General features: G+C 69.7%; 26 protein-coding genes. 16 read left to right on the forward strand and 10 right to left on the reverse strand.

The annotated features are described in order from the left end of the window. Positions 1–51 precede the first annotated feature (51 nt). The gene (locus AC5Y5B_RS05080; RefSeq protein ID WP_112631962.1) at positions 52–942 is read left to right on the forward strand and encodes a class II glutamine amidotransferase; all 891 of its coding nucleotides are present in this window, start codon (positions 52–54) and stop codon (positions 940–942) included. 23 nt (positions 943–965) lie between these two features. After that, entirely contained in the window at positions 966–1835 is an 870-nt protein-coding gene (locus tag AC5Y5B_RS05085; RefSeq protein ID WP_500004158.1) for a patatin-like phospholipase family protein, read from the forward strand. A gap of 33 nt (positions 1836–1868) precedes the next feature. Here AC5Y5B_RS05085 and AC5Y5B_RS05090 read toward each other — a convergent pair whose 3' ends face one another. Further along, positions 1869–2936, reverse strand: coding sequence for a patatin-like phospholipase family protein (locus AC5Y5B_RS05090; protein ID WP_500004161.1), 1068 nt, complete (start codon positions 2934–2936; stop codon positions 1869–1871). 111 nt (positions 2937–3047) lie between these two features. Next, complete coding sequence (lpqV, locus tag AC5Y5B_RS05095; protein WP_165821750.1) at positions 3048–3491, reverse strand: lipoprotein LpqV; 444 nt, start codon at positions 3489–3491, stop codon at positions 3048–3050. 115 nt (positions 3492–3606) lie between these two features. Between lpqV and AC5Y5B_RS05100 the strand changes: the two genes are divergently transcribed. Together AC5Y5B_RS05100 and AC5Y5B_RS05105 are read left to right on the forward strand one after the other, a co-directional pair. Then, positions 3607–4218: a cupin domain-containing protein gene (locus tag AC5Y5B_RS05100; RefSeq protein ID WP_500004163.1), complete on the forward strand. Its 612-nt coding sequence runs from the start codon at positions 3607–3609 to the stop codon at positions 4216–4218. Then, the gene (locus tag AC5Y5B_RS05105) at positions 4215–4652 is read left to right on the forward strand and encodes a rhodanese-like domain-containing protein (RefSeq protein WP_500004165.1); all 438 of its coding nucleotides are present in this window, start codon (positions 4215–4217) and stop codon (positions 4650–4652) included. Before AC5Y5B_RS05100 ends, AC5Y5B_RS05105 begins: the two co-directional genes overlap by 4 nt. Here the strand turns inward: AC5Y5B_RS05105 and AC5Y5B_RS05110 are convergent. Genes AC5Y5B_RS05110 through AC5Y5B_RS05120 form a run of 3 tightly spaced genes read right to left on the reverse strand, consistent with a single transcriptional unit; the run spans position 4649 to position 8294 of the window. Beyond that, positions 4649–6439, reverse strand: coding sequence for an alpha/beta hydrolase (locus AC5Y5B_RS05110; protein WP_500004167.1), 1791 nt, complete (start codon positions 6437–6439; stop codon positions 4649–4651). The two genes, AC5Y5B_RS05105 and AC5Y5B_RS05110, sit on opposite strands and share 4 nt — an antisense overlap. Positions 6440–6448: 9 nt before the next feature. Further along, complete coding sequence (locus tag AC5Y5B_RS05115; RefSeq protein ID WP_500004169.1) at positions 6449–7231, reverse strand: enoyl-CoA hydratase; 783 nt, start codon at positions 7229–7231, stop codon at positions 6449–6451. A gap of 13 nt (positions 7232–7244) precedes the next feature. Then, complete coding sequence (locus AC5Y5B_RS05120; RefSeq protein WP_112631969.1) at positions 7245–8294, reverse strand: enoyl-CoA hydratase/isomerase family protein; 1050 nt, start codon at positions 8292–8294, stop codon at positions 7245–7247. A gap of 227 nt (positions 8295–8521) precedes the next feature. Between AC5Y5B_RS05120 and AC5Y5B_RS05125 the strand changes: the two genes are divergently transcribed. Beyond that, complete coding sequence (locus AC5Y5B_RS05125; RefSeq protein ID WP_112631970.1) at positions 8522–9373, forward strand: Bax inhibitor-1/YccA family protein; 852 nt, start codon at positions 8522–8524, stop codon at positions 9371–9373. Positions 9374–9581: 208 nt separating this feature from the next. Here the strand turns inward: AC5Y5B_RS05125 and AC5Y5B_RS05130 are convergent, their stop codons facing one another. Both AC5Y5B_RS05130 and AC5Y5B_RS05135 read right to left on the reverse strand, forming a co-directional pair. Further along, positions 9582–10799, reverse strand: a complete 1218-nt coding sequence (locus AC5Y5B_RS05130) for an acetyl-CoA C-acetyltransferase (protein ID WP_112631971.1) — start codon at positions 10797–10799, stop codon at positions 9582–9584. A gap of 90 nt (positions 10800–10889) precedes the next feature. Then, positions 10890–11852 (reverse strand): SGNH/GDSL hydrolase family protein, encoded by a 963-nt coding sequence (locus tag AC5Y5B_RS05135; protein ID WP_112632006.1) that lies wholly within the window; start codon positions 11850–11852, stop codon positions 10890–10892. Positions 11853–12094: 242 nt separating this feature from the next. On the opposite strand from AC5Y5B_RS05135, the gene AC5Y5B_RS05140 reads away from it, so the two are divergent. From AC5Y5B_RS05140 to AC5Y5B_RS05155, 4 genes are all read left to right on the forward strand, one after another. Further along, positions 12095–13162, forward strand: a complete 1068-nt coding sequence (locus AC5Y5B_RS05140; RefSeq protein ID WP_112631972.1) for an alpha/beta hydrolase fold domain-containing protein — start codon at positions 12095–12097, stop codon at positions 13160–13162. A 52-nt stretch (positions 13163–13214) separates the two neighbouring features. Continuing rightward, positions 13215–14621, forward strand: coding sequence for a cystathionine beta-synthase (locus AC5Y5B_RS05145; protein ID WP_112631973.1), 1407 nt, complete (start codon positions 13215–13217; stop codon positions 14619–14621). A gap of 109 nt (positions 14622–14730) precedes the next feature. Continuing rightward, entirely contained in the window at positions 14731–15462 is a 732-nt protein-coding gene (locus AC5Y5B_RS05150) for an RDD family protein (protein ID WP_112631974.1), read from the forward strand. Between the two features lie 11 nt (positions 15463–15473). Beyond that, positions 15474–16634, forward strand: coding sequence for a cystathionine gamma-synthase (locus AC5Y5B_RS05155; protein ID WP_112631975.1), 1161 nt, complete (start codon positions 15474–15476; stop codon positions 16632–16634). 28 nt (positions 16635–16662) lie between these two features. Here AC5Y5B_RS05155 and greA read toward each other — a convergent pair whose 3' ends face one another. Both greA and AC5Y5B_RS05165 read right to left on the reverse strand, forming a co-directional pair. Then, a complete protein-coding gene (gene greA, locus AC5Y5B_RS05160; RefSeq protein WP_112631976.1) occupies positions 16663–17157 on the reverse strand; it encodes a transcription elongation factor GreA in 495 nt (164 codons plus the stop codon). Between the two features lie 219 nt (positions 17158–17376). Beyond that, the gene (locus tag AC5Y5B_RS05165) at positions 17377–17811 is read right to left on the reverse strand and encodes a DUF4307 domain-containing protein (protein WP_500004178.1); all 435 of its coding nucleotides are present in this window, start codon (positions 17809–17811) and stop codon (positions 17377–17379) included. 113 nt (positions 17812–17924) lie between these two features. On the opposite strand from AC5Y5B_RS05165, the gene mca reads away from it, so the two are divergent. The 4 genes from mca to AC5Y5B_RS05185 are packed head-to-tail and all read left to right on the forward strand — an operon-like array spanning position 17925 to position 21512. Beyond that, entirely contained in the window at positions 17925–18797 is an 873-nt protein-coding gene (mca, locus tag AC5Y5B_RS05170) for a mycothiol conjugate amidase Mca (RefSeq protein ID WP_112631978.1), read from the forward strand. After that, a complete protein-coding gene (locus AC5Y5B_RS05175) occupies positions 18794–19105 on the forward strand; it encodes a hypothetical protein (protein ID WP_112631979.1) in 312 nt (103 codons plus the stop codon). The genes mca and AC5Y5B_RS05175 overlap by 4 nt, the downstream gene beginning before the upstream one ends. Then, positions 19092–21107, forward strand: a complete 2016-nt coding sequence (locus tag AC5Y5B_RS05180; RefSeq protein ID WP_500004181.1) for a thioredoxin domain-containing protein — start codon at positions 19092–19094, stop codon at positions 21105–21107. Before AC5Y5B_RS05175 ends, AC5Y5B_RS05180 begins: the two co-directional genes overlap by 14 nt. A 21-nt stretch (positions 21108–21128) precedes the next feature. After that, on the forward strand, positions 21129–21512 hold the full coding sequence (locus tag AC5Y5B_RS05185; RefSeq protein ID WP_112631981.1) for a nuclear transport factor 2 family protein: 384 nt from the start codon (positions 21129–21131) through the stop codon (positions 21510–21512). Between the two features lie 18 nt (positions 21513–21530). On the opposite strand, the gene trhA is transcribed toward AC5Y5B_RS05185, so the two are convergent. After that, the gene (gene trhA / locus AC5Y5B_RS05190; protein ID WP_112631982.1) at positions 21531–22304 is read right to left on the reverse strand and encodes a PAQR family membrane homeostasis protein TrhA; all 774 of its coding nucleotides are present in this window, start codon (positions 22302–22304) and stop codon (positions 21531–21533) included. Positions 22305–22516: 212 nt separating this feature from the next. On the opposite strand from trhA, the gene AC5Y5B_RS05195 reads away from it, so the two are divergent. The 3 genes from AC5Y5B_RS05195 (at position 22517) to AC5Y5B_RS05205 (ending at position 25386) form a co-directional block, all read left to right on the forward strand. Continuing rightward, positions 22517–23305, forward strand: coding sequence for a (2Z,6E)-farnesyl diphosphate synthase (locus AC5Y5B_RS05195; protein WP_112632007.1), 789 nt, complete (start codon positions 22517–22519; stop codon positions 23303–23305). Positions 23306–23353: 48 nt separating this feature from the next. Next, the gene (locus AC5Y5B_RS05200; protein WP_112631983.1) at positions 23354–24724 is read left to right on the forward strand and encodes a hypothetical protein; all 1371 of its coding nucleotides are present in this window, start codon (positions 23354–23356) and stop codon (positions 24722–24724) included. Positions 24725–24963: 239 nt separating this feature from the next. After that, positions 24964–25386 carry a hypothetical protein gene (locus AC5Y5B_RS05205; RefSeq protein ID WP_112631984.1) on the forward strand — a complete coding sequence of 141 codons (423 nt, stop codon included), beginning with the start codon at positions 24964–24966 and terminating at the stop codon, positions 25384–25386. Positions 25387–25404 lie beyond the last annotated feature (18 nt).

Consider the following 25404-nt stretch of genomic DNA (forward strand, 5'->3'; position numbering starts at 1 on the left):
ACCTGTCCGCTCTGCTGACGGCCTGAGCCGCGACCGCTACCGTGGGAAGCCATGTGCCGACTCTTTGGCCTGCATGCCGGGACCCACGCGTGCACCGCGACCTTCTGGCTGCTGGACGCCCCGGACAGCCTGGCCCAACAGAGCAGGAGAAATCCGGACGGCACCGGCCTGGGCGTCTTCGATGAACACGGCCGGCCGCACCTGTACAAGGAGCCGATAGCGGCCTGGCAGGACGCCGCATTCGCGACCGAGGCACACCGGATGACCGGCACGACCGTCATCGCCCACGTCCGCTACGCGACCACCGGCTCGCTCGACATCCACAACACCCATCCGTTCCTGCAGGACGGGCGGATCTTCGCGCACAATGGGGTCCTCGAGGGATTGGACATCCTCGACGGGCGGTTGCGCGAGGTCGGCACCGACGACCTGGTGCTGGGCGACACCGACTCCGAGCGGGTGTTCGCGTTGATCACCGCCGCGATCCGGGCGCGCGACGGCGACATCACCGCCGGCCTCACCGACGCCATGCGCTGGCTCGCCGAGCACGTCCCGATCTACGCGGTCAACGTGCTGCTGAGCACGGCCACCGACATGTGGGCGCTGCGCTATCCGGAAACCCATCAGCTCTATATTTTGGATCGATCCGACGACGCGGCTTCGCGCGACCCCGAATTCGACTTGTGCACCAAGCGGATTCACGCCCGATCGGAGCATCTGTGTGAGCGGTCGTCGGTGGTGTTCGCCACCGAGGTGATGGACGACGAGCCGCGCTGGCGGCTGCTGCCGGCGGGTGAACTCTTCCATGTCGATGCCGGCCTGCAGGTCCACCGCAGCATGATCCTGCCGGATCCGCCCAGGCATCTGCTGCGTCGCGAGGACCTGAGCTCGCCGGTGGAGGAGTCGCAGCACGCGCTGCCGAACACCCGGCAGTTGGCCTGATCCGTGCTGGCAAGCTGAACACCGTGACAACTAAACGCGCCCTGGTGCTGGCCGGTGGGGGGATAGCGGGAATCGCTTGGGAGACAGGGGTTCTGCGGGGCATCGCCGACGAGTCGCCGGCGGTGGCCCGGCTGTTGATCGAGTCGGACGTGCTGGTGGGCACCTCGGCGGGCTCCGCGGTGGCCGCGCAGCTCGGCAGCGGCCACACCCTGGACGAGCTGTTCGACCGGCAGGTCGCCGAATCGTCGGCCGAGATCGATTCCGGGGTCGACGTCGAGGCCATCACCGAACTGTTCCTGACGGTCCTGGGCGAGCCGTATGAGGAGTCGCTGGACAAGACGCGCCAGCAGATGCAGCGCATCGGAGCCGTCGCGCTGGCGACGAAAACCGTTCCCGCGCCGGTACGCCGGGACGTGATCGCACGCCGCCTGCCGTCGCACGACTGGCCGGACCGCGACGTGCGGCTCACCGCGATCGACGTGGCCACCGGAGAGTTGACCGTGTTCGACCGCGCCTCCGGTGTCGATCTGGTCGATGCGGTGGCGGCCAGCTGCGCGGTACCCGGGGCGTGGCCGCCGGTGACGATCGGCGACCGCCACTACATGGACGGCGGCGTCGCCAGCTCGGTCAACCTGGTGGTCGCCGCCGACTGCGACACGGCCGTGGTGCTGGTGCCCTCCGGCGTCGACGCGCCGGCGCCGTTCGGCGCGGGACCGGCCGCCGAAATCTCGGCGTTCCCCGGCGCGGCCTTCGCCGTGTTCGCCGACGCCCCGTCGCTGGCCGCCTTCGGCCCCAACGCCTTGGACCCGGACTGCCGCATCCCGTCAGCGGTGGCCGGACGCGAGCAGGGCCGCCGCGAAGCCGCGGCCCTCGCCCGCTTCCTGAACGTGTGAGTGTGCCTGGCGCACAAGGGAATTCAGATCCGCTCAGCGCTCGATCGCGGGCGGGACGTCCCGGTCGTCGTCGACGTCCAGCGCGTCGAGCGCCTCGTTCGCCAGCGCCCGCCCGGTGGCGATCACCTCCACGGCGCGGTGAAATTCCAGGGCCCGGCAGGTCGAGCGCGGAACCTCGATGAGCAGGTCGGGCGGGTAGACCGCCAGGGTGTGACGCGCCAGCGCGGCCTGGGCGATGTCGATGGTGCGGTTCATCACCTCGAAGCTGCCCAGCTTCGGCACGTCGGATCCCGCGCCGGCTAGTTCCTCGGCGTCGTCCTCGGTGGCGGGCCGCTCGTCGTCGGTGTCCGACCAGCCGTCGGGCTCGCCGCTGGGCCCGCCCAGTCTGCTCAGCACCGCCCGCGCCGTCGGCCGATCGAGCAGCGAACGCGCGGCGGCCGTGTCCAGCAGCGCGGAGGTGCTGCGCACCATGCGGGTCAACCACTCGACGGTGGCGCCCGGCTCCGGCTCGCGGTTGCCGATCGTCTCGCTGCCGGACAGGCTCACCGCGATGGTCAGATCGGCGTTCACCGCGGCGAGCGGCGCCATCGGCAGCGGATCCAGGATGCCGCCATCGGCGAGCAGCCGCCCGTCGACCGCGTGGGGGGCGATCACGCCGGGGATGGCGATGGACGCGCGGATCGCCTCGTCGAGGGGGCCGCGCTGAAACCACACGGTCTTGCCCGCCAAGAGGTCCGTCGCCACCGCGGTGTACGGGATGGCCAGGTCCTCGATGGCGACCGGGCCCAGGATGTCGCGCACCGCGTCCAAGATCTTGCCGGCCCGCATCACGCCGGCCGCGCTGATCGACGGGTCCAGCAGCCGCAGGATGGTGCGCTGGGTCAGCGACTTCGCCCAGTCGGCGAACTCGTCGAGCCGCCCGGCCGCCTGCAGGCCGCCGACCAGCGCACCCATCGACGAGCCGGACACGCCGACCACCTCGTAGCCGCGCGCCGCCAGGGCCTCGATCACGCCGATGTGGGCGTAGCCGCGGGCGCCACCGCTGCCGAGGGCGAGTGCCACCCGGGTCGGCTCTGGGCGACGCGAGACTTCGTCAGGCACCCCTACATTTTGCGCGGCGGCGGGCGGTCGGGGGTCGTCCAGGGGGGCGCGGGCACTTTTTTCACCCGTGATCCCAATTACGCGCCGGGGTGAAAATCCTCGGGGGTGGTGCTACCCGCATTCGTCGTTGGCGGCCGCCCGCGCGGCCACGATCACGGCGGCCTGGCGGGCCGGGGTCAACTTCGACCACGGGGCGTTCCAGCTGCCCGCGGTGCCCGCGGGGGACGCCTGAACCATCGACAAATAGGGCTCGAACAGCGACGCGCCCGTCTTGGGCTGGGCGTCCATCCACTCTTTCGCGGCGTGACAGGCCTGGTAGTACTGCTCTTCGGTCGAGTCGGCGGGTACGTCGACCCTGGTCGTCACGCCGGCGGGGGACAGGCCGACGGAGCCCGGCGGCGGCGACCCGGGGCCGTTGGGGATGCCGGATTGCCGCGCCGATGAGGATCCGGGGGCCCCGGTGTGGGCGCCGTGCGAGCATGCCGTCACCGCCAGCGCGGCGGCCGCGGCAACAACCGCGCGCCGCCGCCGGGACCGATCACCGCACGAGCGCACGGTCTCAATCTATGCAACACTTGCTGCCGTGATGGAGCGCTTCGGTTTTTGCGAGTGTTGTCGGCCGTAACACGCCGCCGCTTGTCCTTTTCCGTTTTCGCCCTGGAGCCCCCTGATGTCTGTGCCCGTAGCCACCGAGGCTGCCCTGCGCCCGCGAACCCTGTCCGCCCCGTCCGCCGGTCCGACCCGGCTGCGCGTGCCCGATCTGCTCTACGCCACCGACCGGGCCGCCGACGACGTGCTCAGCGGGCGCTGCGACCACCTGCTACCCGAGGGCGGCATCCCCCAGTCGAGGCGTTGGTTCACCCGCATCCACGGCGACGAGGAACTCGACGTCTGGCTGATCAGCTGGGTGCCCGGGGAGCCGACCGAACTGCACGACCACGGCGGGTCGCTGGGGGCCTTGACGGTGCTTTCCGGATCGTTGAACGAATACCGTTGGGATGGAAGGGCTTTGCGGCGCCGTCGGCTCGACGCCGGCGATCAGGCCGGATTCCCGTTGGGCTGGGTGCACGACGTGGTCTGGGCGCCCCGGCCCGTGCCGGCGCCCATCACGCTGCCGGGCGCGGGGGTGCCGGGCGGCGGTGCCGCGACGGTGCAGCCGACGCTGAGCGTGCACGCCTACTCGCCGCCCCTGACCGCGATGTCGTACTACGAGATCACCGACCGCAAGACGTTGCGCCGCGACCGTACCGAACTGACCGACCAGCCGGAAGGAACGCCATGAGCCGCATCGACGTCGTCCTCAGATCCGCCCGGCGCCGGTTTCGGCGGCTGCCCGCCACCGAAGTGCCCGACGCGGTGCGCCGCGGCGCGGTGCTGGTCGACATCCGGCCGCAGGCCCAGCGCTTCCGCGAGGGCGAGGTGCCGGGGGCGCTGGTGATCGAACGCAACGTGCTGGAGTGGCGCTGCGATCCCACCAGCGAGGCCGGGCTGCCCGAGGCCGTCGGCGACGACGTCGAATGGGTGATCCTGTGTTCGGAGGGCTACACGTCGAGCCTGGCGGCGGCCGCGCTGCTGGACATCGGCCTGCACCGGGCCACCGACGTCATCGGGGGCTACCACGCGCTGGCCGGCGCCGGCGTGCTGAGCGAACTGGCGGGGGGCCGGGTCGATCCGGTGTTCGCGGACACCGGTTCGGCCGCCCGCCGCTGGATCTAGGTCGTCTCGTCGGAGTGCAGCAGCGGGCGCAGTTTGGCGGTCTTGTCGGGGGTCCAGCCGGGCGGTGACAGCACGGCGGCCCAGCCGTCGGCGACGTCGGCGACGTAGCGGTGGCCGTGGCCGTCGGGGACGTCCACCGCCACGGCCATGTCGGCCGACACCTGCAGGAAGGTGACGACCGGAATCCAGCGCGTCTGCGGCAGCACGTCATAGCCGCGCGGTTCGCGCAGCCAGTCGGGCTTGCTGAACAACAGGTCGGGGGTCCACCACGCGATGGGATCCGAGGCGTGCTGCAGGTAGACCACCCGCGGGTGATCCCACGGCGCGTTCGGACGCGTCAAATCCTTTGCGCGAGCGGCGAATCGGACGTACCGGCCGTCCTGGTAGATCGGCAACCACTCCGGCGACCCGCCATCGCGCGTCGACGTCAGATCGGTCCAGATGGTGTTCTTGAACGTCGGCCCGCTGAACAGCGCGCCGTCGGTGCGCGCCAGCACGTTGTTCAGGCTCAGGAACGGCGCCTCGCCGCCGAACGATCCCAGGCTCTCGCCGAACACCACGAGCTTGGGCCGCTGGCCCTCGGGCAGCTGGCGGATCAGCTTGTCGATGGCCTCGAAGAGCGCCTGTCCGGCGTGCCGGGCGTTCTCCTTGTCGACCAGGAACGACAGCCAGCTCGGCAGGAACGAATACTGCATGCTCACGATCGCCGTGTTGCCGTTGTACATGTATTCCAGCGCCGAGGCCTCCGCCTCGTTGATCCAGCCGGTGCCGGTGGTGGTGCCCACCGCGACGACCGCGCGCCGCAATCCGCCGGTGCGCTGCAGCTCCCGTGCTGCGAGCTCGGCGGCCGCCGTGATGCCCTTCGATGAGTCCAAACCGGCGTAGGCGCGGATGGGCTCGGTCGCCGGGGCTCCGTTGAAGGAGGCGAGCTGCTCGACGGACGGGCCGCCCTCGACGAAGATGCGGCCTTCGCGGCCCAGCGACTCCCACGACACCAGGGACTGCGGGCCGCCGGATCGCAGCGGGGTTTTCGGGGGAGCGGTGTCGGGATTGAGCTCCTCGTTGGCCGAGGCGAAGGTGTGGTTCATGGTGCGCATGGCGAACTTGAGCACCACGCCGTTGAGCAGCGTGATGGTCAGGACCACCAGGGTGACGACCACGATGGTCGCCGACAGCCGAAACGGCGCGAACCGGTCCACCTGGCCCACCAGGACTCTGACCAGCCAACGGGTGAATTGGCCCAGCTCGACCACCGCGAACAACACCACCAGCGACAGCACCCCGGCCAGCGGGTAGTCGTACCACTGCAAGTGCGCCACGCCCATCAGGTCGCGCACGTCGTCCTGCCAGACGTGGAACCAGATCGCCATGAGGACCTGACCGACCACGCCGATCGGGATCAGCACCTTCCACGCCCAGCGCGGCGGCGGCGGGCTGTGGTCCTTCTCGCGCATGAACCGCACCAGCCAGACCGAGAAGACGCCCAGGCCATAGCCGATGGCGCCGGAGAGCCCGCTGACCAGCCCCTGGAACAGGGGGCCGCGCGGCAGCAGCGACGGCGTGAGCGAAAGCCAGATGAAGAGCAGGCCCACGGTGGTGCCGGTGAATGTGTAATGCCGTACCCACCAAGGTTTTTCCGTCCACGGCAGGGTGGGCGTGGCGCGGCCGGGTCGCGGTGCGGGTACCGGTGGCGGTGCGGCGACCGGCTCGGCTGCCGCGGACTCCTCGACGTCGCCGGCCGGGAGGTGACCTGCCTCGGTGTTGGTCGCGGAAACCCGTTCGCTCATGTAAGCGTCCTAGCGGTGGGTGAAGTTCGGCGGGCGCTTCTCGACGAAGGCCGCCATCCCTTCGGACTGGTCCTGCGTCGCGAAAGTCGAGTGAAACAGCCTGCGTTCGTAGAGAAGTCCCTCGGCCAGGGTCGACTCGAACGCGCGGTTGACGGCCTCCTTGGCCATCCTGGACGCCGACCGCGACATCTGCGAGATGGTGGTCGCGACGGCCTTGGCCTCGGTCAGCAGGTCGTCGGCCGGCACCACCCGCGAAACCAGGCCGCTGCGTTCGGCTTCCTCGGCGCCGATGGTGCGGCCGGTCAAAATCAGGTCCATCGCCTTGGCCTTGCCGATGGCGCGGGTCAGCCGCTGCGAGCCGCCCATGCCGGGCAGCACACCGAGTTTGATCTCGGGCTGGCCGAATTTCGCTGTGTCGGCGGCGATCAGCACGTCGCACATCATGGCGAGCTCGCAGCCACCGCCCAGCGCGTGGCCGGCGACCGCGGCGATCGTGGGGGTGCGGACGGCGGCGAGTTTGCTCCACGGGGCGAAGAAGTCGGCGCCGAAGGCGTCGGCGAACGACAGTTCGGACATCTCCTTGATGTCGGCGCCGGCGGCGAACGCCTTGGCCGACCCGGTGATGATGATCGCCCCGATGCCGGGATCGGCGTCGAAATCGGCTGCCGCGCTGGTGACTTCGTTCATCACCTGCGTGTTGAGCGCGTTGAGGGCCTTCGGCCGGTTCAGGGTGATGATGCCGACCCGGTCCTCGCGCTCGACGAGAATGGTCTCGTAAGTTGCCTCTGTCATCCAAACCGCCTTTCTAGAAACTCAAGTCGTCGTCGACCGGCGCGAAATACGCCTCGACGTCGGCCGCGGTGACGTCGGGCAGCTCCGCCGGCGACCACTTCGGATTGCGATCTTTGTCGATCAGCTGTGCGCGGATGCCCTCCACCAGATCGTGCGAGCGCAGCGACGCCGACGACACCCGATAGTCCTGCACCAGAACGTCTTTGAGTGTTTCGAGGTTGGCCGCGCGCCGCACCGCCTCCAGCGTCACCGACAGCGCAATCGGGGAGCGGGTGGCGATCAGCTTGGCGGCGTCTTGAGCAGGTCCAGCGCCCGGGCCCGCCCCGTGTCCGCGAAGCGCGGCGACGATGTCCGCGACGGTGTCGCCGGAGAAGCATTCGTCGATCCAAGCGCGTTGCGCCGCAAGCTCGCTGGGCGGTGGCTCGACGGTGTATTTGTCGAGCGCCCGCTCGACGCCGTCGGTAACCACCGCACGGCGGAACGCCTCGACGTCACCATGGGGGACGTAGTGGTCGGCGAAGCCCATGGCGATGGCGTCGGCTCCGGAGAACGGCGCCCCGGTCAGCGCGGCGTGCAGGCCCAGCCCGCCGGGCGCGCGGGATAGCAGGTAGACGCCGCCGACGTCGGGGATGAACCCGATGCCGACCTCGGGCATGGCGATCTTGGAGGTATCGGTGACCACGCGGGTGTTCGCGTGCGCGCTGACGCCCACGCCGCCACCCATCACGATGCCGTCCATCAACGCGACGTAGGGCTTGGCGAACTCGGCGATCTGGGCGTTGAGCAGATACTCGTCGCGCCAGAAGCGTCGCGCCTCGACCCCGTCCTTGCGCGCGCTGTGGTAGATGGACACCACGTCGCCGCCGGCGCACAGCCCGCGTTCACCGGCGCCCGATAGCACCACCGCGCGCACCGCGTCGTCGTCGGACCAGCCGCGGAGGGTGGCGGTCAGCGCGTCCACCATCTGCTGGTTCAGCGAGTTGATCGCCTTGGGCCGGTTGAGCGTGATCAAGCCGACGCTTCCCTCGACTTCGGTCAGCACCTCATCGGATCCGTCGGTCAACGCCCTCGCCTCCCTCGGGCCGGTCCTGGCCGGTCCAGCCTCGAGGAAGAAATCTAGATCGTCGCGACCGGCACGGTACCCGCGGGTAAGGGTTATGTTTAACGCGACGACAACGGCGGAGACGATATACACCCCGAAAACGCCCAGGTCCGCTGGGAACCAGGGCTCGACGCCGATCGTTGAGATTGTGTTCGCACAGCTCGAAGCCAATTAGAGAGGATCCGACGGTGCGGGAGACAAGCAACCCGGTATTTCGTTCGCTGCCTAAGCAGAGGGGCGGATACGCACAATTCGGCACGGCCGCGCCCCCAATGCAGGGCTACGGGGCCGACCCCTACGCGGCTCCCTACGCGGCCCCGTATCAGGAGGCCAAAGCTTCGCGTCCGCTGACCATCGACGACGTCGTCACCAAGACCGGCATCACGCTGGCGGTGCTGGCGATCTCCGCCGTGGTCTCCTACTTCCTGGTCGCCCGCGACGTGGCGCTGGCCATGCCGCTGGCCCTGATCGGCGGGTTGGGCGGCCTGGTCCTCGTCCTGGTGGCCACCTTCGGCCGCAAGCAGGACAACCCGGGCATCGTGCTGAGCTACGCCGTGCTCGAGGGCCTGGTGCTGGGCGCCATCTCGTTCGTCTTCGCCAACTTCTCGGTGTCCAACGCCAACGCCGGGGCGCTGATCGGTGAGGCGGTGCTGGGCACCTTCGGGGTGTTCTTCGGCATGCTCGTCGTCTACAAGACCGGGGCCATCCGGGTGACGCCCAAGTTCACCCGCATGTTGGTCGCCGCGATGTTCGGCGTGCTGGCCTTGATGCTCGGCAACTTCGTGCTGGCGATGTTCCACGTCAACGGCGGCACCGGCCTGGGCTTGCGCAGCGGCGGCACGGTGGCCATCATCTTCTCGCTGGTGTGCATCGCGATCGCGGCGTTCAGCTTCCTGATCGACTTCGATGCCGCCGACCAGATGGTCCGCGCCGGCGCGCCCGAGAAGGCGGCATGGGGCATCGCCCTGGGCCTGACCGTGACGCTGGTGTGGCTGTACATCGAGATCCTGCGTCTGCTCAGTTATCTGCAGAACGACTAGCTCTCGTCAACGAAAAGACCGGCACGCCGCGTGGCGTGCCGGTCTTTTCGTGTGCGCTGAAGGCGTTGAGTGTGCGCTGAAGGCGTTGAGTGTGCGCTGAAGTCGTGTTGTGTGCGCCGGCGGCGGCCCGCTCGGCGTGTCGCCGCCCAGGCTTCACACCCAATGCCCAGGCCGCACACTCGATGCGGCGGGCCGCCGGCCGAGCGGCCTAGCTCAGCCGCTCGATCACCATCGCCATGCCCTGGCCGCCGCCGACGCACATGGTCTCCAGACCGAACGTCTTGTCGTGCGTCTGCAGGTTGTTGAGCAGCGTGGTGGTGATGCGTGCGCCGGTCATGCCGAACGGGTGGCCCAGCGCGATCGCCCCACCGGACACGTTCAGCTTGTCCTCGTCGATGCCCAGCTCGCGCGCCGAACCCAGCACCTGGACGGCGAAGGCCTCGTTGATCTCGAACAGGTCGATGTCGCTGACCGACAGGTTGGCGCGCGCCAGCGCCGTCTTGGTCGCCTCGATCGGGCCCAGCCCCATGATCTCGGGCGACAGGCCGCTGACCCCGGTGGACACGATGCGCGCCAGCGGCGTCAGGCCCAGTTCCTTGGCCTTGGTGTCGCTGGTGATCACCACCGCGGCGGCGCCGTCGTTGAGCGGGCACGCGTTGCCGGCGGTCACCGTGCCGTTGGGCCGGAACACGGGCTTGAGCTGGCTGATCTTCTCGTAGGTGGTGCCGGGGCGCGGGCCGTCGTCGGTGCTCACGGTGGTGCCGTCGGGCAGGCTCACCGGGGTGATCTCCCGCTCGAAGAACCCGCTCTTGATCGCTTCCTCGGCGCGGTTCTGGCTGCGCACGCCCCAGTGGTCCTGGTCTTCGCGGCTGATGCCGGTCAGCAGCGCGACGTTCTCGGCCGTCTGCCCCATCGCGATGTACACGTCGGGCACGTTGCCGTCGGCGCGGGGATCGTGCCATTCGTCGGCGCCCTCGGCCGCCGCGGCCGACCTCTCCTGCGCTTCGCCGAACAGCGAGTTCTTGGTGTCCGGCCAGGAGTCGGCGCTGCCCTTGGCGAAGCGGGACACGGTCTCGACCCCCGCGGAGATGAACGCGTCGCCCTCGCCGGCCTTGATGGCGTGGAAGGCCATCCGGGAGGTCTGCAGCGACGACGAGCAGTACCGGTTGACGGTGGTGCCCGGCAGGAAGTCGTAGCCGAGTTCGACGGCGATGACCCGCGCCAGGTTGTATCCGGATTCGCCGGCGGGCTGGCCACAGCCCAGGATCAGGTCGTCGATCTGGTGCGGGTTCAGCGCGGGCACCTTGTCGAGCGCGGCGCGCACGATCTGGACGGTCAGGTCGTCGGGGCGCATGTTGACCAGCGACCCCTTCATCGCGCGGCCGATCGGCGAGCGAGCAGTTGAGACAATGACGGCTTCAGGCATGGTGGTTCCCTTCAGATCCCTGCAGATCCCACAGATGGGGCTGGCTCGCTTGGCGGCGGGCGTGGTTCGCTCCGACCGGCGAGAACAAATCTAGTCGCTGCCGACCTCGGGGCACGAAGACGGGGCAGGACCGGGGGTGGGACGCCGCCACAGCCGCGACATGACGCTGCTGCGGGTGTGCCGCTGACCGAGCACCGGCGTCGCCGCGAGCACCGGCGGGCTCAGCGGTGGACGCTCCACCTTCTCGCCCAGCGCGTCGCACAGCGCGAGCAGCAGCGCGTCGGCCGCCAGTGCATAGGCGGGTGCCGACGGGTGGTAGCCGTCGGCGGAGAACATGGCGTCGGGCGTCGCGCGGAACTGCGGCGCCATCAGCTGCGCCAACGGCACCGGCACGCCGCCGGCCGACCGGACCGCCGCGGTCTGGGCGCGGGCGAGCTGCAGGCAACGCTCGTGCGCCAGCGACCGCAGCGGCTGGGGAATGGCGCTGATGAATCCGAGGTCCGGGCAGGTGCCGACGATCACCACGGCACCGCGGGCGCGCAGCTTGCGCACGGTCAGCGCCAGCCGCTGCGCCGACTGGCTGATGCCGTTGAGCGCGGTCACGTCGTTGGCGCCGACCATGATCACCGCGATGTCCGGCGGTGGACCGGCCACGAACATGGCGTCGACCTGACCGCACACCCCCTTGGACGTGGCGCCCACAATCGCCTTGGTGCTCAACCGGATTCGCTTGCCGGTCTGCTCGGCCAGGCCCCGGGCGATGCGCACCCCGGGCACTTCGTCGGCGCTCATGCAGCCGTAGCCCGCGGCGGTCGAGTCACCGAAGATCATCAGGTGCGAGTCGACCGCCATGCCGCGGTGCCACCGCTGCACGGGGCCACCGCCGCGCTCGTACACCCCGTCCGCGCGCGGCGGGATGTCCCATGCCTTCGGAATGATCGTGCGCGCGTGAGTGGCCTGGCCGACCAACAGACTGCGTGCCCCCAGGTAGGCGGTTCCTGTTGAGGCCAGCGCGCCCGCTGTGGCCAGGGCGATCGCCGAACGGCGTGGCACCCGCATGGTCACGCAATCGATTTTAGAGCCGCTGCGACGTTCGCGCGGGCGGCTGGAAAACGAACTGATCACGGTGCGAAGCAAAACTGGTATCAAATCAGCAATTTCCTACGTTGTACTAAGCAACCGCTGTCAAGCTGATGACAAGGGATGGCTGAGCGCCTTGGCAAACGGCTGAACCACACGCTCGGTCGCCTCGTCACATGCTGTATCGCACTACAACGGCGTAGGAAGTGTTGAGCATGACCGCACCTAGCAAGGAATCGGGGTCGTCGGCAAATACCGTTCGGCCACATGATGTCCTCAGAGCCCGCCGCGCCCAGGCGCGCAAGTTCGCCATCAGCGACGGCGCACCGGTCGAGGTCCTGGAATCCGGGCCCAGTGTGGCCGCGCGGCTGGCCAACCTCACCTCGCGGCTGACCATCCGGCCCATCCTGTCCGTCGGCAGCCACGTCCCCAACCTGCCGTGGCCCTGGGGTCTGATCGACCTCACGGCCCGGGTGCTGATCCCGGCGTCGGCCACCGTCCGCGAGACCATCAAGCTGCCCCACGCGTCGGCGCAGCTGGTGCGCGCGCCCGGGGTGCTGCCCGCCGACGGTAGCCGCCGCGTGATCGTCTACCTGCATGGCGGCGCGTTCCTGACCTGCGGGGCGAACTCCCACGGCCGGCTCGTCGAAACCCTGTCCAAGTTCGCCGACTCGCCCATCCTGGTGGTCAACTACCGTCTGCTGCCGAAGAATTCGGTCGGGATGGCGCTCGACGACTGCCACGACGCATACCGATGGCTGCGGCAGCGCGGATACCAGCCCGACCAGATCGTGCTGGCCGGCGACTCTGCCGGCGGCTACCTCGCGCTCACGCTGGCCCAACGCCTGCAGGAGGAGGGCGAGGATCCCGCGGCGCTGGTGGCGATCTCGCCCCTGCTGCAGCTGGCCAAGGAACCCAAGCAGGCCCACCCCAACATCGAGACCGATGCCATGTTCACGGCCGGGGCGTTCGACGCGCTCGGCCAGCTGGTGGCCACGGCCGCCGGCAAGAACATCGTCGACGGCAAGCCCGAAGAGATCTACGAGCCGCTCGACCACATCAAGCCGGGCCTGCCCCGCACGCTCATCCACGTGTCGGGCTCCGAGGTGCTGTTGCACGACGCGCTCCTGGCGGCGAGCCGGCTCGCCGCGGTGGGCGTGCCGGCCGAGGTGCGGGTATGGCCCGGCCAGGTCCACGACTTCCAGCTGGCCGCCCCGATGGTGCCCGAGGCCATGCGCTCGCTGCGCCAGATCGGCGACTACATCCGTGAGGCCACGGAGTAGACGCCGCACAGCGGGTTGTGCGGCGTCCGAATCCGCCTGAGACGATGAACGCATGCGGATCGCTCAGCACATCAGTGACCTCATCGGCGGCACACCGCTGGTGCGTCTGAACTCCGTCGTGCCCGACGGCGCCGGCCTCGTGGCGGCCAAGGTCGAATACCTCAATCCCGGTGGCAGCTCGAAGGACCGGATCGCGGTGAAGATGATCGACGCCGCCGAAGCCAGCGGCCAGCTGCGGCCGGGCGGCACCATCGTCGAACCCACCTCGGGCAACACCGGCGTCGGGCTGGCCCTCGTCGCGCAGCACCGCGGCTACAAGTGCGTGTTCGTCTGCCCCGACAAGGTCAGCGAGGACAAGCGCAACGTGCTGATGGCCTACGGCGCCGAGGTCGTCGTGTGTCCGACCGCGGTACCGCCCGACCATCCGGACAGCTACTACAGCGTCTCCGACCGGCTGGTCACCGAGATCGACGGCGCGTGGAAACCCGACCAGTACGCCAACCCGGAAGGCCCGGCCAGCCACTACGCCACCACCGGCCCGGAGATCTGGGCCGACACCGACGGCAAGGTCACCCATTTCGTCGCCGGCATCGGCACCGGCGGAACGATCACCGGCGCCGGCCGCTACCTCAAAGAGGTATCCGGCGGCGCGGTGCGCATCATCGGCGCGGACCCCGAGGGGTCGGTGTATTCGGGCGGCACCGGCCGGCCCTACCTGGTGGAGGGCGTCGGGGAGGACTTCTGGCCGCAGGCGTACGACCGCACGGTGCCCGACGAGATCATCGCGGTGTCCGACTCCGACTCGTTCGACATGACCCGGCGGCTGGCCCGCGAGGAAGCGATGCTGGTCGGCGGCTCGTGCGGCATGGCGGTGGTCGCCGCGCTCAAGGTCGCCGAGCGGGCCGGGCCCGACTCCATCGTGGTGGTGCTGCTGCCCGACGGCGGGCGGGGCTACATGTCGAAGATCTTCAACGACGCGTGGATGTCGTCCTACGGGTTCCTGCGCAGCCGCCTGGACGGCTCCACCGAACAGTCCCGGGTCGGCGACGTGCTGCGGCGCAAGTCCGGCGAGCTGCCCGACCTGGTGCACACCCACCCGGCCGAGACGGTGCGCGACGCCATCGGCATCCTGCGCGAGTACGGGGTGTCCCAGATGCCGGTCGTCGGGGCCGAGCCCCCGGTGATGGCGGGGGAGGTGGCCGGCAGCGTCTCCGAACGCGAACTGCTGTCCGCGGTCTTCGAGGGTCGGGCGAAATTGGCCGACGCGGTCTCGCTGCACATGAGCCCGCCCCTGCCGATGATCGGTGCCGGAGAACTGATCAGCGCGGCCGGCAAGGCCCTGCGCGATTGGGACGCGTTGATGGTGGTCGAGGAGGGCAAACCGGTGGGCGTGATCACCCGTTACGACTTGCTGGGTTTCCTCTCCGACGGGCCCCGGGGGCTGTCCGGGCGCCGCTAGCGCGCGGCCGTCGGCGCGCGCCGCGCGTCTCGCCCGGCCGCGACGCGCTCGGGTACTGTTTCGGCTGTCCAAGCTAGGGGTCCAGCTGACCCGGAGTGGAAGGTGGCCCATGACCGATCAACCGCCCGCCGGCGCTTACCCGCCACCTCCGTCGTCGCCCGCGCCCGCGGGTGGGGACCAGCCGCCATCGGGTGGTCAGGAGATTCCGCCGCCACCGGCGTCGGGCGCCGGTTCTTATCCGCCGCCTCCGCCACCGCCGCCCGGGGGGTCCTACCCGCCGCCCCCACCGTCGGCCGGCGGCTACGCGCCGCCGCCGCCCGGGCCGGCGATCCGCACGCTGCCGACGGAGCAGTACACGCCGTGGCTGACCCGCGCGCTGGCCTTCATCATCGACATCCTCCCGTACGTCGTGGTGCACGGCATCGGCACCGCGATCCTGGTCGCCACCCAGCAGACCGCCTGCATCACCGACGTCACGCAGTACTCCGTCAACCAGTACTGCGCCACCCAGAACTCGACCGTCGGCATGGTGGCGCAATGGCTGGCGTCGATCCTCGGGCTGTTCTATTTGATCTGGAACTACGGCTACCGCCAGGGCATCACCGGGTCGAGCGTCGGCAAGTCGGTACTGAAGTTCAAAGTGGTCAGCGAGGTCACCGGGCAGCCCCTGGGCTTCGGGATGTCGGTGGTGCGCGCGCTGGCGCACTTCGTCGACGCGATCATCTGCTTCATCGGTTTCCTTTTCCCGCTGTGGGATTCGAAGCGCCAGACGCTGGCGGACAAGATCATGACGACGGTGTGCCTACCGATCGACGGCGCCGAGAGGCCGGCCGTCACCTAGGCTGAGCGTCGATGAGCGACGACGCACGCCACGAGTTCACCGGACTGGCCACCAAAGCGATTCACGCCGGCTACCGGCCGGACCCGGCGACCGGCGCGGTGAACGCCCCGATCTACGCCAGCAGCACCTTCGCCCAGGACGGTGTCGGCGCCCTGCGCGGCGGCTTCGAATACGCCCGCACCGGCAACCCGACCCGGACCGCGCTGGAAGCGGCGCTGGCCGCCGTCGAAGAGGGCGCCTACGGGCGGGCCTTCGGCTCGGGCATGGCCGCCACGGACTGCGCCCTGCGCGCGGTGCTGCGGCCCGGCGACCACGTCGTGATCCCGAACGACGCGTACGGCGGCACCTTCCGGCTGATCGACAAGGTCTTCACCCAGTGGAACGTCGAGTACACCCCGGTCGCCCTGCATGAGCTGGACGCCGTCGCCGCCGCGATCACGCCGCGCACCCGGCTGATCTGGGCGGAAACGCCGACCAACCCGTTGCTGTCCATCGCCGACATCGCCGCCCTGGCAGAACTGGGCAAGCAGAGTTCGGCAAAGGTGTTGGTGGACAACACGTTTGCGTCACCGGCGCTGCAGCAGCCGTTGACGTTGGGCGCCGACATCGTGCTGCACTCCACTACCAAATACATCGGCGGGCACTCGGACGTGGTGGGCGGCGCGCTGGTCACCAACGACAAGGAACTCGACGAGGCGTTCGCGTTCCTGCAGAACGGCGCGGGCGCGGTGCCCGGGCCGTTCGACGCCTACCTGACCATGCGCGGCCTGAAGACCCTGGTGCTGCGCATGCAGCGGCACAGCGAAAACGCTTCGGCCGTAGCGGAATTCCTCGCCGGGCATCCCGCCGTGGGCACGGTGCTCTATCCCGGCCTGCCCTCACACCCCGGCCACGAGATCGCGGCCCGGCAGATGCGCGGCTTCGGCGGCATGGTCTCGGTCCGCATGCGTGGCGGCCGCGACGCCGCCCGCGACCTGTGCGCCAAAACCCGGGTGTTCATCCTGGCGGAATCGCTGGGCGGGGTGGAGTCGCTGATCGAGCACCCCAGCGCCATGACCCATGCGTCGACGGCCGGGTCGCAATTGGAAGTTCCCGACGATCTGGTGCGGCTGTCGGTCGGCATCGAGGACGTCGCCGACCTGCTGGCCGATCTCGACCGGGCCTTGGGCTAACGGCGGGTCGCCGCGGGCTGAGCCCGGATCAGGAGTGGTAGGGCTCCGCGCTGACCAGCGTGACCTGGACGGTGTTGCCGTTGGGCACCACGTAGGTGCGGGTCTCGCCCTCCTTGGCGTCGATCAGGGCGCCGCCCAGCGGCGAGTTGGGCGAATAGACCTCGAGCTTGCCGTCGTTGACGCCCTCCTGGCGGGTGGCGATCAGGAAGGTCTCCGTGTCGGACTTGTCGCCGTTGTAGTAGACCTTGACCACCGAACCGGGCAGGGCGACGCCGGACTGCTTGGGCGCCTCGCCGACCTTGGCGTTGTTGAGCAGGTCCTGCAGCTGGCGGATGCGGGCCTCCTGCTGACCCTGCTCCTCGCGGGCGGCGTGGTAGCCGCCGTTCTCGCGCAGGTCGCCCTCCTCGCGGCGGTCGTTGATCTCCGCGGCGATGACCGGACGATTCGCAATCAACTGGTCGAGCTCGGCCTTGAGCCGGTCGTGTGACTCCTGGGTCAGCCAGGTCACGGAAGTGTCCGTCATCTCGTCGTGCTCCTCGTATGTTGTTCCGCGAGTCCGCGTTAAGTCCTGTTAGCTCCGCCGCCGGGAGTGTGCGGGTGCCTCCCCGTGTGCTGCCGCTCCGTTTTGCTCACGTCCGCTAATGCAGCAACACGGTCCCAACCGGAACCGTGCATTCATCCATGTTACCACCGTGCAAACAGTTGATGACCCCATATTCGCAGTTCGCTGTGGATGGGGAGGTCACGCCGGGCGCAGGTAGGCGGGCACATCGGTGCCGCAGCCATAGATGTCGGCGACCACCGGCGGCTCGAACGATTTCACCGTCGTGGTCACCTGCACGGTGCCCGCATCCGACGGCGGGACCAGCAGTTCCCGGCGGCCCGTCTCGCTGCCGTCCTCGGCGCGCACCCGCACGATGCAGTCCACCGGCCGCGACGGATCCGATCGCGTCACGCTAATCGTTATCGACGCCGTCTGGTCGTCGATCACCCGATAGCCGGCCATCGTCCCCTTGACGTCGCTCGTGCCGAACCGGTGATAACCGATGACGGCAACGACGAGTCCGGCCGCCACGACCAGCGCGCCCAGCGTGACGACCACCCACCGCCGGGGGATGCGCGATCGCCGGGAGCGCCCGTAGCGGGCCTCCGGACGAGGAATCGGGGATTCGGTCACGACTGATTTTGCCTGGTTGTGGGCCGCCCGGCACCGGCCGGCAGCATGCGACGAACTCGGAACTGGAATTATAGGGTCAGACCGGGCGACCCCCAGAGGTGACAAGGAAGCACGTGAGCGAATTGCGGTTGATGGCGGTGCACGCCCACCCCGACGACGAGTCCAGCAAGGGCGCGGCCACGCTGGCCCGCTACGCCGACGAAGGCCATCGCGTACTGGTGGTGACGTTGACCGGCGGTGAGCGCGGCGACATTCTCAACCCGGCGATGGACCTGCCCGAGGTGCACGGCCACATCGCCGAGATCCGCCGCGACGAGATGGCCAAGGCCGCCGAGATACTCGGCGTGGAGCACACCTGGCTGGGTTTCGTCGACTCCGGACTGCCCCAGGGTGACCCGCCGCCGCCGCTGCCCGAGGGCTGTTTCGCGCTGGTGCCGCTCGAGGAGTCGATCGAGGCGCTGGTCCGCGTGGTTCGCGAGTTCCGTCCGCACGTGATGACCACATACGACGAGACCGGCGGCTACCCCCATCCCGATCACATTCGCTGCCACCAGGTTTCGGTGGGCGCCTACGAGGCGGCCGGCGACTACCGGCGCTTCCCCGACGCCGGCGAGCCGTGGTCGGTGTCCAAGCTCTACTACAACCACGGGTTCCTGCGGGCCCGGATGCAGCTGCTGCACGACGAGGCCGTCAAGCACGGTCAGGAGCCCCCGTTCAAGAAGTGGCTCGAGCACTGGGACGCCGCGCACGATCCGTTCGAGTCCCGGGTGACCACGCGGGTCGAATGCTCGGCGTACTTCAGCCAGCGCGACGACGCGCTGCGGGCGCACACCACCCAGATCGACCCGGAGCACGACTTCTTCGCCGCTCCCATCGCGTGGCAGCAACGGCTTTGGCCCACTGAGGAATTCGAGTTGGCCCGCTCCCGCGTCCCGGTGTCGCTGCCCGAGGACGACCTGTTCGCCGGGATCGAGAGCGACGCGTGAACCACCTCTTTCTCGTCGTGACCGCCGCCGGCTGGCAGGCCGACGGCCCGCCCCACCACACCGGCCCCGACTTCGGCAAGGCCAGCCCGGTCGGGCTGCTGATCGTCGTGTTGCTGTTGATCAGCACGCTGTTTCTGCTGCGATCGATGAACCGGCAGCTGAAGAAGGTGCCGGAATCGTTCGATCCCAAGCACCCCGAACCGGACCAGGCCGCCGACGAGGGCACCGACGCGGTCGGCCCCGGCGCCACCCCGGACGAAGGCAACGGCCCGCCGCGAGCCCCGGGACCCGGCGATGAGCCCGGCTGACCAGGCTTCGACGAATACCCTTGGGCTGGCGACCAGCCCGTACCTGCGTCAGCACGCCGACAACCCGGTGCACTGGCAGCAGTGGACCCCCGAGGCGCTGGCCGCCGCCGCCGACCGCGACGTGCCGATCCTGCTCTCGGTGGGCTACGCCGCCTGCCATTGGTGCCACGTCATGGCCCACGAGTCGTTCGAGGACGACGACGTGGCCGCCGCGATGAACGCCGGGTTCGTCTGCATCAAGGTCGACCGTGAGGAACGTCCGGACATCGACGCGGTGTACATGAACGCCACGGTCGCGCTCAACGGGCACGGCGGTTGGCCGATGACGTGCTTCCTGACGCCGGACGGACGACCCTTCTTCTGCGGTACCTATTATCCGAAAGACGGCTTCCTGCAACTTCTTTCGGCCGTCTCGGCCACCTGGCGGGAGCGTCGCGGCGAGGTCGAGGAGGCCTCGGACCGCATCGCGGGCGAGTTACGCAGGATCTCGTCGGGCCTGCCGGGCGGCGGTCCCTCGATAGCGCCGGAGCTGTGCGACCACGCCGTCGCCACGGTGCTCGAGGATCGCGACGCGGTGCACGGCGGGTTCGGCGGAGCGCCCAAGTTCCCGCCGTCGGCGTTGCTCGAGGCGCTGTTGCGCCACTTCGAGCGCACCGGCTCATCGCAGGCGCTTGCGGCGGTGACGCACACCGGCAACGCGATGGCGCGCGGCGGCATCTACGACCAGCTCGGCGGCGGCTTCGCCCGCTACAGCGTCGACAAGGCTTGGGTGGTACCGCATTTCGAGAAGATGCTCTACGACAACGCGCTGCTGCTGCGCGCCTACGCGCACTGGGCCCGGCGCACCGCGGACCCGCTGGCGCGCCGGGTCGCCGCCCAGACCGCCCAGTTCCTGCTGGTCGAGCTGGCCGACGGCGCCATGTTCACCTCGTCGCTGGACGCCGACGCCGACGGCCGCGAGGGTTCGACCTATGTGTGGACTCCGGCGCAGCTGAACGAGGCGCTCGGCCCCGACGACGGTCCTTGGGCGGCAAGCGTTTTCGCGGTCACCCAGAGCGGCACGTTCGAGCACGGCGCCTCGGTGCTGCAGGCCCCCGCCGATCCCGAGGACGCCCAGCGGCTGGAACGCGTGCGCGCCGCGCTGCTGACGGCCCGCCGTGCCCGAGTCCAGCCCGGCCGTGACGACAAAGTCGTCACGTCGTGGAACGGCCTGGCGATCACCGCCCTGGCCGAGGCCAGCGTGGCGCTGGACGAGCCCGAATTGGCGCAGGCGGCAATGCGTTGCGCGCGAACGCTGCTCGGTCTGCACCTCGTCGACGGCCGGTTGCGACGCGCCAGCCTGGGCGGCGCGGTCGGCGACAGCGCCGCCATCCTCGAGGACTACGCGATGCTGGCCACCGGTCTGCTCGCCCTGTACCAGCTGACCGCCGAGGACACCTGGCTGAGCGCGGCCACCGGGCTGCTCGACACCGCCCTGGCCCATTTCGCCGATCCGCAGCAGCCCGGCCGCTGGTTCGACACGGCCGACGACGCCGAGCGGTTGGTGTTGCGGCCGGCCGATCCGCTGGACGGGGCGACCCCGTCGGGGGCGTCGTCGATCACCGAGGCGCTGCTGACCGCGGCGCACCTGGTCGACGGCGACCGCACCGAGCGCTACCTGCGGGCGGTCGGCGAATCGCTCGGCGCGCATTCGGTGCTGCTGGAGCGCGCGCCCCGGTCGGCCGGGCATTGGCTGGCCGTCGCGGAAGCCGCGGTGCGCGGACCCCTGCAGATCGCGGTGGCCTGCGACCCGCCGGCGTCGGCGTTGCTGGCCGAGGCGCGCCGGCTGGCGCCCGGCGGGGCGATCGTGGTGGGCGGGCCGCAGGATTCGTCGGCGCTGCTGGCCGGCCGGCCCCGGGTGGCAGGCGCCGATGCCGCGTATGTGTGCCGCGGCCAGGTGTGCGACCTGCCGGTGACCACCGCGCCCGAATTGGCGACCGCCCTGGGTGTCCCCGATCACTAGCGCGGGGTTACCCTGCGTCCCATGCCGAATGCCGCCAGGACCGAAGCGATCCGGAACACGGTCAACCGCTACATCGAATTGGTCGCTAAGGGCAGCGCCGACGATCTGGTCGAGTTGTACGCCGACGACGCCACCGTGGAGGACCCGGTCGGCGGCGAGGTGCACATCGGGCGGCAGGCGATCCACGGCTTCTACTCCGCGGTCGACAACCTGCAGCGCGAATGCGAACTGGTGACGCTGCGCGTCGCCGGCAACGAGGCGGCCTTCCATTTCCGGCTGACCGTGACCGCGGGCGAGCACCGGATGGTGATCGAACCGATCGACGTCATGGTCTTCGACGGCCGCGGCAAGATCGCCTCGATGAAGGCCTACTGGTCGCCGGAGGACGGCGTGCCCCAGGCCTAGCGGCGTGACCGTGCGGCCTCAGCCGCCCGCCAGCCAGGCATGGTCGCCCGTGTAGAACACCGCGAACCACATGGCGATGTAGTGCAGGATCGCCGCGATCGCGGTGAAGGCGTGGAAGAACTCGTGATAGCCGAACGTCCGCGGCCACGGGTCCGGCCAGCGCAGGCCATAGAAGATGCCGCCGACGCTGTAGAACACGCCGCCCACCGCCAGCAGCACCATCGCGGCCACGCCGGCCTGATGCAGGATCGTGGGAGCGAACCAGACGGCCACCCAGCCGAGCAGCAGGTAGAGCGGCACCCCGACCCAGCGCGGCGCCGTGGGCCAGCACATCTTCAGTGCGATCCCGGCCGCCGCGCCGCCCCACACGATGCACTGCACCAGCACCCCGGTGTTCTGCGGCATGACCAGCCGCGCGAATGGCGTGTAGCTGCCGGCGATGAACACGAAGATCATCGAATGGTCGAGCCGCTTCATCCGGCTGCGCGCGACGGGGGACTTCCAGTGCACCCGGTGATAGGTGGCGCTGACCGCGAACATGGCCACCGTGGCCGCGGCGTAGACCAGCGTCGAGTGGCCGGCGCGCGGCGACGCGACGGCCCACGACACCGATACCAGCGTGGCGCCGGTGATGATGGCCAGCCACGCCGAGACGAAGTGGATCCAGCCGCGCATCCGGGGCTTGCTTAAGAACTGGGCGGCACCCTCGACGAACTGTTCGACGGTGTTGCCCGGAACGATCGATTCGCGGTCGGGCTCTGGGTTGGGGACGGTGCTGGTCTGGCTGCTCATGTCTCCTGTGTCTTGTCTTCGCAACTGTCTTGGCTTCGCGACTGTCTTGGCTTCGCGACGTTTTCTTCGCGACGAGAGATTCCGGAAAGCCAGGGGCTGTTCAAGAGCCACAGTAGTCAGGGATGGTTACAGCACCGTGTCGGCTGCTCAGGTGACCGGGCCGAAATCGAGAACCGGTGAATACATCACCGCTGGCAGTAGGGTGAATGGTCGTGGAAATCATTCCGCCGCGCCTCAAAGAGCCGCTGTATCGCGTCTACGAGCTGCGGCTGAGGCAGGGCCTGGCCGCCTCGAAGTCCCAGCTCCCGCGGCACATCGCCGTGCTGTGCGACGGCAACCGCCGCTGGGCCCGCGACGCGGGATACGAGGACGTCAGCTACGGCTACCGGATGGGCGCGTCCAAGATCGCCGAGATGCTGCGCTGGTGTTCCGAAGCCGGCGTCGAGATGACCACCGTCTACCTGCTGTCCACCGAGAACCTGCAGCGCGATCCCGACGAGTTGGCCGGGCTGATCGAGATCATCACCGACGTCGTCGAGGAGATCTGCGCGCCGGCCAACCGCTGGAGCGTGCGCACGGTGGGGGACCTGGAACTGCTCGGCGACGAGCCGGCCCGCCGACTGCGCGGAGCGGTCGAGTCCACCCCCAGCGTCGCGCCCTTTCACGTCAACGTCGCCGTCGGCTATGGCGGCCGGCAGGAGATCGTCGGGGCGGTGCGCGCGCTGCTGAACAAGGAGCTGGCCAACGGCGCCACCGGCGAGGAGCTCGTCGACGCGGTGACCGTCGACGCCATTTCCGAGAACCTCTACACCTCCGGGCAACCCGATCCGGACCTGGTGATCCGCACCTCGGGGGAGCAACGGCTGTCCGGATTCCTGCTGTGGCAGAGCGCCTATTCGGAGATGTGGTTCTGCGAAACGCACTGGCCCGCGTTCCGCCGCGTCGACTTCCTGCGCGCGCTGCGCGACTACAGCCGGCGGGATCGCCGGCACGGCAAGTGACTCCCGAAGGCCTTAAGGGCCGGCGCGGCCGCGTGTCACACTAAGGACATGGCTGCGCTGTCGGCGGTGGTGTTCACGCTGAGCGCCTGGCTGGGGCTGTATCTGGTGAGCCGTGATCCGCGCAAGCCCGTCCTCGTGCTGGCGGCGATCGGACTGTGCGGGTTCGCGCTCGTGGTGGGTCTGGACGCGGTGCGGACCGCCAGTCCCGCCCACGCCGGGCTGCTGAGCCGGGTGGAGATCTACCTGGCGGCCCTCCCCGGCGTGGCGTGGTTCGCCGTGCTCGTCGAGCTGTCCCGGCCCAGCGACGGCTGGCGCTCGCGCTCCCGCGAGGTGTTGCTGGTGGCCGTCGTCGCCGCGCTGACCCTGTTCGGGGCGATGCTGGCCGGCAGCGTCGACGGGCCGCTGCGACCCGGTCACTGGGTGATGTTCGCGGTGATCTCCGTGTCGACGCTCGGCGCCGGGGTGGTCGCGTTGCGCCGCCCGCGGCGGCCCAGGCCGGCCGTGGGACTGGCGATCACCGCCACCCTGTTCTTCGCGCTGGCCAACGCGATCCTGATCATTCCGCTGGGCCTGGTGCCGAGCTGGGTCGCGCTGGCGTCGACGAGTTGCGACGTCCTCGGGCTGGGGGTCGCGGTGGCCCTGTGGGACGCGTTCGACGAGGGCCACGCGCTGCGCCCCGACATGCTCCGCTCGTTCGCCGGTTCGGTGGCGGTGGCGGTGCTGTTCGGCGGCCAGGCGCTGATCGGGCTGGCGGTGACCCGCGACGACGCCGCCGCGCGAACCGCGCTGACGGTGCTGCTGTTCACCAGCCTGGCGGTCGCGATCACCGTGCAGGTGCTCGCCGATCCCCTGGCCGGGGTGCTCGACCGGCTGGCGTTCTCGAAATCGCCTGCGCTGCGCGCGGATCGGGCCGCGCTGCGGCATACCGGGGCGGCGCTGCCGCTGCGCCAGGAGCACCCGCTCGCCGGCGTCGACGACGTCACTTTCGCTCGCCTCACCCGCCGCGCCCTGGGTCACTACGGCGACCTGAGCAAGCTGGTCGCCAGCCCGCTGACGGCGCTGCCGGTGATCGACGAGCGGCTGGCCGCCCGCGGCGCACCCGACCAGCCGATCGAGCGGGCCAACGAACTCAAGGCGGTGCTGGCCGAGGGCATCTCGCGGCTGAAGCCGCGCGACGGCGGCGACTTCGGCACCACCGAGGAGTGGCGGTACTACAACTCGCTGTACTTCCCCTACGTCGTCGGGGTGCGCGCCTACGCGCAGAACGCCACCGCCTCGGGTCTGGATCCGATCGCGCGGCAGGCGTGGCAGTGGTTCGTCACCGAGGTTCCCCAGCGCTCGCTGCACAACTGGCAGAACGCCGCCGCCCGGCTGATCGCCGCCGATCTTCGGGGACGGATCCCGGTCCCCAGCGACTAGCGGCGGGAACCTTCCGTCACGCGACCGTGGTGTCCCGCGGCCCCTGTGACTGGTGGGAACGCTGAGCCCGCCAGGGCTGGCGCGTGTCAAATATTTACCCCCCGGCGGGAATAGCCGGGTGAACCACCTCGTCTTTGTATCCGTGGCATGAGTTGGCAGTGCCACGAGTCGATATGGCAGTGCACGGGCGGCACCCTCAAAGCTGTTCGACCCAACCCGCCACCGCGAGGAGTAAGCACATGAGCTCTGTTACCGGCGTATCCAGCATCCCGGCCCGGCCCCTCTACGACGCGACCGACTCGCTGTTGCGTTTCGCCGTGCGCGCCGACGCGACCCTGACGGGGTTGCTCGGCTTGACCATCGCGTTCCTCGCCGACCCGCTATCGTCGCTGACCGGCCTGACGTCCTTCCAGGAATACGGCGTGGGCGTCCTGTTCGTGCTGTCCGGCCTGCTGGTGTTCAGCCTCGGGGCGCTGCCGGACGTGCGCCGCGTCGGCATCAGCGTGTTGGTGGTCAACGTCGCTTTCACGCTGGTGGCGATCCTGGCCGCGGAAGCGCTGCCGCTGACCCTCACCGGCGTCGCGCTGACCCTGGCCACGGCCGCCTACACCGCGGCGTTTGCCGGGCTGCAGTACCTGGGATTGCGTCGCCTCGAGGCGTGATCCGCCGGCCGCGCACCG

It is taken from the genome of Mycobacterium sp. NGS33, assembly GCF_059812885.1.